The organism is Pantoea sp. 18069, from assembly GCF_902706035.1.
In the GTDB taxonomy this organism is placed as follows: Bacteria; Pseudomonadota; Gammaproteobacteria; order Burkholderiales; family Burkholderiaceae_C; genus Comamonas.
On sequence record NZ_CACSJA010000001.1, the window covers coordinates 425444 to 432085 of the forward strand.

The following is a 6642-nucleotide window of genomic DNA, read 5'->3' on the forward strand; positions in this document are numbered from 1 at the left end:
GAGAGCAATGAAAACGAAAACTTTTGGAATGCGCCCGTTGGACTGCCTGGCGAACATTCCAGCGGCCGTCCGCCCTGACCACGAGTTCTGCTTCTTTCTTCATGACCGAATGGTCGCGCTGCTGCAGGAGTACGAGGACTCAGGTGTTCATCGTTGGGTCGGAGACGGACTTGCCAAAGCAGCTCAGCTCGAGGGCCACGAGGGGCCGCTAGATGTTCTGGACATGCTCAAGAAGGCCGGACTGACAGAGGCTGGCAAGCACTTGCTTATCAGTCACCTCATCCTGGCGCTTACATCTGACTTGCTGCATTTCGTGTACGAAGGACTTCGCGGCCTTGAGAAAAGGAAGTTCGCCATTGCGTTCTCGCTGCTGCGCAAGCCGTTCAAGGAAAATATGCTGTTCCTGGCTTGGCTATTGGGAGACCCCGAAGACTTCCTCGCGAGGTTCGAGAAGGACAACTACACGTCGTTGAACGGCGTGAAGCCTGAACGTCGTCGCGAGCTTCTGAACCTTGCAGCACAGAAGCTGGCCACCAAGGATGCGTTCGACGCGGAACTCATCGACCAGATGGTGTTTTCCAAGGAGGCCGGCAATGGCTTCGAACCGCTATGGCAGAAGGCAACCCACCTTATTACGAGCCAGGGGGCGAACCTCAAAACGGAAGACCTGAACATCAACTTCATCTTCAACAACGCCGGCTCGGACCACCTGTACTACGCGGTCTACGACAAGCTGCCGTACTTGATGCTCTTTCTCGTGCAGCTGGCTTTACGTACCTTCTCGGAAATTGCTTACGGCAACATTGCGACCACCAACCATCTTGTGCTGATTTCTCTGGGTACGTATGAATGCCTCACGGGGGCAAAGCAGGGGCCACTGTCGAAGCAGGTCTTGAAGGCGATGCGCCCGATGCTGACCTGCCTTCACTGCGACAAGCCGTTTCGATTCGACCGTGAGAACGTGATGTCGATGTATTTGATAGAACAAGCGTACTGCCGGCCATGTGGCCTGGCCAGCGAAATTCCACTGTACTGGCTGCTCGCCAAGTCGAACATAAAGGTCATTCCAGATGGCTATCCAACTGCGTTTGACAAGCTCATGCAGGAAATGAAGGCTGGGACTGACGACAGCGGAACTACAAAGCTTGCTAGTTAGCGCTGCAAGCACATTGGGTACGCTGTCGCTCGACCACTGCGGATGGCTAACCATGGACACTAGTCGTTGAATGCCCCCGGTCGTGACCGGCTGCCGACCGCTAAGATGCCCGCCGCACATAACGGACAAACACCACGAGATAGGCTTGCATGATGAAGACACCGTACGTTCCCCATCTCTACGGCGAAGCAGCTCAAGCGAAGCTCACGTCGAGGCAGGGCTGGTTGACAGTCGGCGTGGCGTCTTCGATTCCCTGGCCTCAGGAAGATGTCTGGGTGCTGTACGACGACAACGAGTACGTGCTGCGAGGTAAGAAGGCTGGCGAGGAAAGGCAAGCACCGTGCATCTCAACGCCTTGCCCCCGGGGTGACATCGACGCGGCGCAAACGCGCTGCTACCTGTTCGCCTCAGTGCTTGGATGGTTTAAGGGCGGATATGTCGACGTGATTGGAGCCGTCTGGGGCTCAGGACCGGTGCTCTATGGCTCTCGCGATGCCTTCACGACCACGTTTGATGGAACGAAGTTCTTTAACTGCAACTACATGCCTGTCATCGTGGACGAGCAGACCCGTAAGGCGTTGGCATTTATGCGAGAAGGCAAACGCCTGCGACACGTCCACGAGCCTTATTCGTTCCTGAGTTTCTTCAAGGTCGTGGAGTCGCAGTTCACCTCCAAGGACCGTGTGGCCTGGATTGGCACCAACCTCGACCTGCTGGACGGTGACCCCGCAAAGCGGGTGGCGGAGCTGAAGAAGCAGGGGTTCGACGTCGGCAAGCACCTGTTCGAGTCCGGCCGCTGCGCTGTCGCGCATGCAAGTCTGGGTGGCGCCATTGTCGACCCGGATATTCCGGCCGACCGTCGGCGCATCGCCGAGGACCTGGGTGTCATCGCCGGATTGGCCGCCCGGTACATCAAGGTAGAGGCGGGTGTTCCGGACGATTCCGAACTCTATGAATCACGGGACCGCACGGCGCCGTGGCATGGGCTGTTGCCAGCGGAAACTCTTCTCAAGCTTCAGGCTGGCGAAGAGATCAAGGACCTGTCGACGTTGGGGCAGCTCCGGGATAACAAGGTGTCCGTGCGCCTGTGGGGGCGTGAAGCACCGGAGTGCATGTACGACATGCAGCTGGCTGCGGAGGGTTACGGTCCTGGGGTGGTGTCGTTCTTGGCCGTTAGCCGCCGGACGACTGTGTTCTTACGCTTCGCTGTGGATTTCGCGAACGGGCGTATTCACACCCTGCTCGAAGAAGGGGGGGTGACCGACCAGTTCAGCGAGGTTACCGAGGCCGAGGTCGAACACTCCACACGCTACTTCCACAGCGTAGTGGCAAACAGCCAGGTAGAGCTGTGCATTAAAGGCGTTGACCCGGTACCGTGCGAGATCGTCATCCCTGTGAACATCATTCCGCAGGTGCCGGAGAAGATGGTCGCCGCGGCGCTGGAGCAGTTCAGGAGGCGTAAGGCGCAGGCGGCCTCGGCGACGGCAGGCACCACAATGGACACGCACGCTCAGGTATCCCCTCTGGGACAGAGTCTGAAGGCGCCGAAGAGCCGATGACGGCTTTGCTGGACTGACCGTGCACCCGACTGTCTGCCTCCGATTGCCGCACCCGCTGCACTGCCGTCATTCCGTCAGCCTAGACGAAGGACTGGAGTGGGGCGGCAGCGGTCTCTCACGACAGGCTGCACCCAACCTTTTGCGACCTCTCGAACATGTCAGCTGGGCGTCGGCCTCGCAGCGGGTGCTGTCTTCCGCAGCAAGTAGCCTGGTGCACGGTCGGGGACCCGAAGCCGTCATCTTGTACCTTGCGACGCGGCTGCAGCGATGACCGCAGCCGAGGGCGAAACAGTCATCTAGGCGGCCTAACTGCAACTCGTCTCTCAACCAGCGCTCAGTGTCTGCTGCTCGAGGTGTCGAACTGAAGGTATCGAACCGTTCCGGACCTTCGTCAAGCCGAATTGGATACCGAAACCCTGTCTCTCGATCGGAAGAGTAGTGGAAGGCAGTCTCGACCCAAATCGGAAACTGTGGGTGCCCCACTGGTCATCGCCGCACCAGAACAACACTATTAGTACGGCGGCGTTGCGTTTTCATCTGGTGAATGGCTAGCCCTTGAGGAACGCTCCGACGCTTGTCACAAAGAGTGCGATCACGCCCGTGACGCCGACCACCATCGTCCACAAGCGAACCGACTCTTCACGTTTGGTCTTCGCGGCCTCCGACTTGCGATCCAGCCACTGCTTCACATGCTTGACCTTCCATCCAGCGTAGCCGTTCGTGGTGAACTTCTGACGGACGAAATCTTCGCGGGTGGCATCCAACTCGCGGTAGAACTCTTCGACTTGGTTGCGTTGCATGTCAGTCCTCCAGCTCGTCCCGAGAACCGATGTCGTTCACCCGCTCGATGACGGCGGCGTACTCTTGATTCGACACCAACTGCATGCCGTGCTTGTCCTTCTCGGCATGAAGCTTCTTCAAGACCTTGTACGGGCTTCGCATCAGCACGTATTGCATCGGCCCCTTCGGACCTTTGCGGAAGTCGATGAAGCCGACTTCCTGCAGGATCTTCATGTGGGCGCGGAACGTGGTGATGTTCCGCTGGCCGTCGTAACCCGCTTCGTACGCGGCATCTGCTTCGCTGTGGATCTTCACGAGACCTTCGCTGAAGTGATGCATCCACAACACGAGGTACGTCTTGCCCGCAGGCACCGACTTGCCGTACATGCGCTTCGCGATGTTGTTGATGATGTTGATCATCAAGCCCAGCGTGCGCGGCACCTGGGAGAAGCCGCCACGCTTCTTGGTCGCAGCGTCTAGCAGCCAGAGGTCTTCGTCTTTGACCTCGGGCCAGTGAAGCTTGCGAATGTCGATGGACGCCTGCTTCGCCTTCGAGTTGACCTTGGCGGCCTGCTTCTTATTTTTCTGTTCAAGCGCGGCCGCGGCTAGTGCCACCGGGTCGAACGGGAACTGCAGCATGGTCGTCGACACGACAGGCGTGGAGGCAGCAGCCAGTGGCGAGCCAACTGACGCAGGAACAGGCGGTGCCACAGGCGTCGGTGCGGGCGGCACCGACATGCCAGTAGGGAGCGGGATAGTTGTTGTCATGGCTGATCGAAAGTAGTTTGAAACAGGAGTCAATTTTCCAAGCTCCACCCTTACGAATCAACCACTTAGAATCTCCCAGTCACTCAGCAGTCGTGAAAACCAGCAAACTCACAGGAGTCAGATGTCGCAAAAAAAGTATAACTCAGATGTGAGTCAATCACTTTGCCAGCATGAAATCGCTATTTCACTAGTAAAATCAATGACTTGCGATTTTCCACCCATATCGCGCGTATCGCTACTATCTTGCGTATCGTTACGTATCTGAGCTATCGGGAATTAGAAAGGCTGCCACCCCTTCGTAGAAACAAATCTTTACACGGCGTAGGACGCCTATTTCGCGGCTGGCGCGACCTTGATTTCCTCGGTGTCGACCTTGTAGTCCTCGCCAGCGATAACCCTCTTCAAGAGATCCACGAAGGCGTCGGAGTACTTGTGCGACTTGCTGGTCTCGGCAATGCCGAACTTCACCTTCACGTAGTACTTGTTGTCGAAGCCCTTGATGTTCACGCCCTTCTAGTCCTCAATCCGCTTGATGAGGTCGTTGACGCTCTTCCAACTCTTCAGGCCGAGCAACTTGTAGACCTCCGTGTGAGATAGCCCCCTGAATCTCCGGACACGGTCTATCGCTTATCTTCCAGATAGGCATAGGACTGTGCGTATGACTAGACATACAGAGACGATAGAGATCATTACTCGAGACAAGCGCAGGCGGCGCTGGTCGCCCGCCGAGAAGGCGGCCTTGGTTCGCAGGACGTATGAACCAGGCATGAGCGTGTCGCTCGTGGCCCGCCAGAAGGACCTCGCGGCCAGCCTGCTGTTCACTTGGCGTCGGCTCGAGCGCGAAGGCGCGCTGGTGGCTGACCGAAGCGGCAATCGAGGCGCCGGGCTGCTTGCAGGCTGTCAGCAGTTCGCTCTTGAACTGCGGGGTATAGGTGCGGCGCGTGCGTGGCACCGAGTAGCGAGGAGGTTGAGAGTCTTTGGTAAGGCGCCAGCAAACACACGTTGATATCGACCCGACGCTGTAGGAGGCTCGTGTCCACCAACTTAGGCGGACACATGAACACTTACGGGATAGATTTGATGGGCCGGCGACGCCGGCGGCGGCATAGCTCGGAATTCAAGGCAGCGGTAATCCAGGAGTGCATGCACCCTGGTGTGTCCATCGCAGCGGTAGCACTGGCGCACAGCCTGAACGCCAATATGCTGCGCAAATGGGTGATTGACGCCGAGAGCGCATTGCCTCCCAAGCCCAAGGTCATGCCGGCGCAGTCGGTACAAGACATCCCCATGCCGGGGCCGACGTTCGTGCCGTTGGCACTGCCGGCACCGGCTGTTGAGGGTGACATCCGTATTGAACTGCAGCGTGGTGATACGACGCTCACTCTGGTCTGGCCGGTGAGTGCGGCTCGGGATTGCGCGGCCTGGCTGCGGGACTGGCTGCGATGATCCGCGTAGAGGCGGTATGGCTGTGCACCGAGCCAATGGACATGCGTGCCGGCACCGACACCACCCTGGCTCGGGTCGTGAAGGTCTTCGGCGCCGCACGACCTCACCATGCGTATATCTTTGCCAACCGGCGCTCGACCCGTCTGAAGGTCCTCATCCATGACGGCATTGGCATCTGGCTGGCGGCACGGCGGTTGCATGAAGGCCGCTTCATCTGGCCTGGCGGTGGCTGCGGGGCGCCGCAGTCGCTCACGCGTGAGCAGCTCGATGCGCTGGTGCTCGGCCTGCCGTGGCAGCGCATGGGGGAGGCCGGGGTCATCAGCGTCGTGTGAAACCGGAGCAACCCTACAGAGGTGCGGCAATCAGTGAATCCGCCGATGGCGCAGGCGAGCACGGCGCGCGACACTGCCCCCCATGCTCGACGCTGCGCAGATCGCTCCTGAACAACTCGCCACCCTGGGTGAGAGCGAGCTGCGCGAGCTGGCCACCAGGCTGCTCGCTCGCATCGAGCGTCACAACCATGAGATCGATTGGCGCGATGCCAAGCTCGAGAAGCTGGCCTATGAGATCGCGCACCTGCGGCGCATGAAGTTCAGAAAGCGCCGCCGTCTGCCGGCGACAAGAAAAAAGCCCAACCCAAGCGCGCGGCGCTGCCGCAGGAGCTGGCGCACATCGAGATCCGCCACGAGCCCGACTCTACGACCTGTGCCTGCGGCTGCGCGCTGCAACGCGTGGGCGAGGACATCAGCCAGAAGCTGGACTACACGCCTGGCGTGTTCACTGTGCAAAACCATGTGCGCGGCAAGTGGGCGTGCCGCGACTGCCGTACGCTGACACAGGCTGCGGTTCCCGCCGAGATCATCGACAAGGGAATTCCTACGGCGGGCCTGCTGGCCCATGTGCTGGTGGCCAAGCACTCGGACCACCTGCCGT

General features: G+C 59.2%; 8 protein-coding genes and 2 pseudogenes. 6 read left to right on the forward strand and 4 right to left on the reverse strand.

Annotation, left to right across the window (positions count from 1 at the left end; genetic code table 11):
* Positions 1-7 precede the first annotated feature (7 nt).
* Complete coding sequence (locus GVL12_RS02070) at positions 8-1156, forward strand: hypothetical protein (protein ID WP_159910965.1); 1149 nt, start codon at positions 8-10, stop codon at positions 1154-1156.
* 152 nt (positions 1157-1308) lie between these two features.
* The gene (gene mauJ, locus GVL12_RS02075) at positions 1309-2715 is read left to right on the forward strand and encodes a methylamine utilization protein MauJ (protein WP_159910966.1); all 1407 of its coding nucleotides are present in this window, start codon (positions 1309-1311) and stop codon (positions 2713-2715) included.
* A gap of 548 nt (positions 2716-3263) precedes the next feature.
* On the opposite strand, the gene GVL12_RS02080 is transcribed toward mauJ, so the two are convergent.
* The 3 genes from GVL12_RS02080 to GVL12_RS02090 form a co-directional block, all read right to left on the reverse strand.
* Positions 3264-3515 (reverse strand): hypothetical protein, encoded by a 252-nt coding sequence (locus GVL12_RS02080; protein ID WP_159910967.1) that lies wholly within the window; start codon positions 3513-3515, stop codon positions 3264-3266.
* Position 3516: 1 nt separating this feature from the next.
* The gene (locus GVL12_RS02085; RefSeq protein ID WP_159910968.1) at positions 3517-4263 is read right to left on the reverse strand and encodes a hypothetical protein; all 747 of its coding nucleotides are present in this window, start codon (positions 4261-4263) and stop codon (positions 3517-3519) included.
* A gap of 330 nt (positions 4264-4593) precedes the next feature.
* On the reverse strand, positions 4594-4770 hold the full coding sequence (locus GVL12_RS02090; protein ID WP_159910969.1) for a hypothetical protein: 177 nt from the start codon (positions 4768-4770) through the stop codon (positions 4594-4596).
* 151 nt (positions 4771-4921) lie between these two features.
* Between GVL12_RS02090 and GVL12_RS26995 the strand changes: the two are divergent.
* The 3 genes and pseudogenes from GVL12_RS26995 to tnpB all read left to right on the forward strand — a co-directional run.
* Positions 4922-5116 (forward strand): annotated as a pseudogene (locus GVL12_RS26995) (transposase); the annotation flags it as partial.
* Between the two features lie 203 nt (positions 5117-5319).
* Positions 5320-5709, forward strand: coding sequence for a transposase (locus tag GVL12_RS02100; RefSeq protein WP_159910970.1), 390 nt, complete (start codon positions 5320-5322; stop codon positions 5707-5709).
* A complete protein-coding gene (gene tnpB / locus GVL12_RS02105) occupies positions 5706-6041 on the forward strand; it encodes an IS66 family insertion sequence element accessory protein TnpB (RefSeq protein ID WP_159910971.1) in 336 nt (111 codons plus the stop codon). The genes GVL12_RS02100 and tnpB overlap by 4 nt, the downstream gene beginning before the upstream one ends.
* A gap of 13 nt (positions 6042-6054) precedes the next feature.
* On the opposite strand, the gene GVL12_RS02110 is transcribed toward tnpB, so the two are convergent.
* Positions 6055-6285: a hypothetical protein gene (locus GVL12_RS02110; RefSeq protein ID WP_159910972.1), complete on the reverse strand. Its 231-nt coding sequence runs from the start codon at positions 6283-6285 to the stop codon at positions 6055-6057.
* 29 nt (positions 6286-6314) lie between these two features.
* Here GVL12_RS02110 and GVL12_RS02115 point away from each other — a divergent pair.
* Positions 6315-6642, forward strand: a pseudogene (locus GVL12_RS02115) (IS66 family transposase zinc-finger binding domain-containing protein); the annotation flags it as partial.